Here is a 1,259-nt window from a genome sequence, read left to right on the forward strand (position 1 = left end):
CCAAACGCGATAGCCCTGCAGCGCGCCGGGATCGGTCTTGCCGCGAGCAAGCCGGCTCGACTGGATCTCGAACATATCGCTCAGCGCGACCTTACGGATGAACTCCGGGGTGGAGACGGGAGCGGACGCGGCCTGTGAGGGAGCGGGTGCCTCCACCCGCTGCGACGCCGTTCCGACATACGAGCTGAGGGGGGCCGCCTGAGAGGCATCCTCCGGGCCGCTACGGTCCCAGAAGACGAAGAGAGCGAACAGCAGGCCTGCGGCAAGCAGAATGTAGTTGTGATAGGATTACCCATGTCTGCATTGGTCATAGCGATCTCCAGAGAGTGCGGGATGTTGCTTACAGCCAATGGTTGGCGGGGGCACCGGTTCCGAAGGCCGCCCTGCTGCTGCCTTCGTTCTTACCGGCCTTGAGGCGGACCGTTCGCAGACGGGTCTTCATTGCTCCCGGAGGATTCGACCAGCGTGTAGACGGGCAGGACGGACGCGCACCAGGTGCTCATGATGGCGCCACACACCTCGCATGTGGCCGCACCCGGTGTTCCTTCTGCCTGGAACTGAACACTCACCCGGTACTGGGACCGGCAGCGCGGACAGGTGAACCTCGGAGAAGGGGCGGCATCTGCTTGCATGGGTGTTCCCGCGAGAGATGCCGCCCTGTCGTGCTGCCCTGCGGACTGGCTATTCGATCGGAGCGGGCATGGCCGGGACGGACATCAGGGTGCGGCTCACCTGATCCAGCAACTGGTCGGCGTTCTGCTCCTCCGCCAGCGAAAGCCCGAGAAGCTGGGCGATCGCCGACATGTGGAGTTGCTGGGCGAGATTACGCGCACAGATGTAACCCGAGATCTCGTAATGCTCCACCTTCTGGGCGGCGCCGATGAGCGCGAGGTCCGAGGGCACATCCTCCTTCTTCGCGCCCTCCTTGATGACTTCCTGGCCCTCTTCGAGGAGCCCCATCATCCCCTTGCAGGGCTTCGCCCGCGCAGGCGCTTCGAGGAGCCGGAAGCACTCCGTCAGGCGGTCCACCTGCAGCTCGGTTTCCTGCAGGTGCAGCTGGAACAGCTCCTGAAGGCGCGTCGTCCGGGCGGCCTTCACCATCTTGGGCAAGGCCTTGAGCAGCTGCTTTTCGGCGTGGAGGAGATCGTGGAGCTGATCGAGCAGAACCTCCTGAAGGCCCTCTGGATTGGTTCCGTAGGAACTCTCCGGGTGGATGGCCGGGGATTCGGCCCCGAACAGATGTCAAGCGACATCCGGAA

General features: G+C 64.0%; 1 pseudogene. It reads right to left on the minus strand.

Annotated elements, in window-relative coordinates:
• Window positions 1-681: 681 nt before the first annotated feature.
• A pseudogene (locus ABTU92_RS29180) lies at window positions 682-1,224 on the minus strand (DUF892 family protein); the annotation flags it as partial.
• Between the last annotated feature and the right edge of the window lie 35 nt (window positions 1,225-1,259).

The sequence above is a fragment of the Rhodoplanes sp. SY1 genome (genome assembly GCF_046000175.1).
Taxonomy (GTDB): domain Bacteria; phylum Pseudomonadota; class Alphaproteobacteria; order Rhizobiales; family Xanthobacteraceae; genus Rhodoplanes.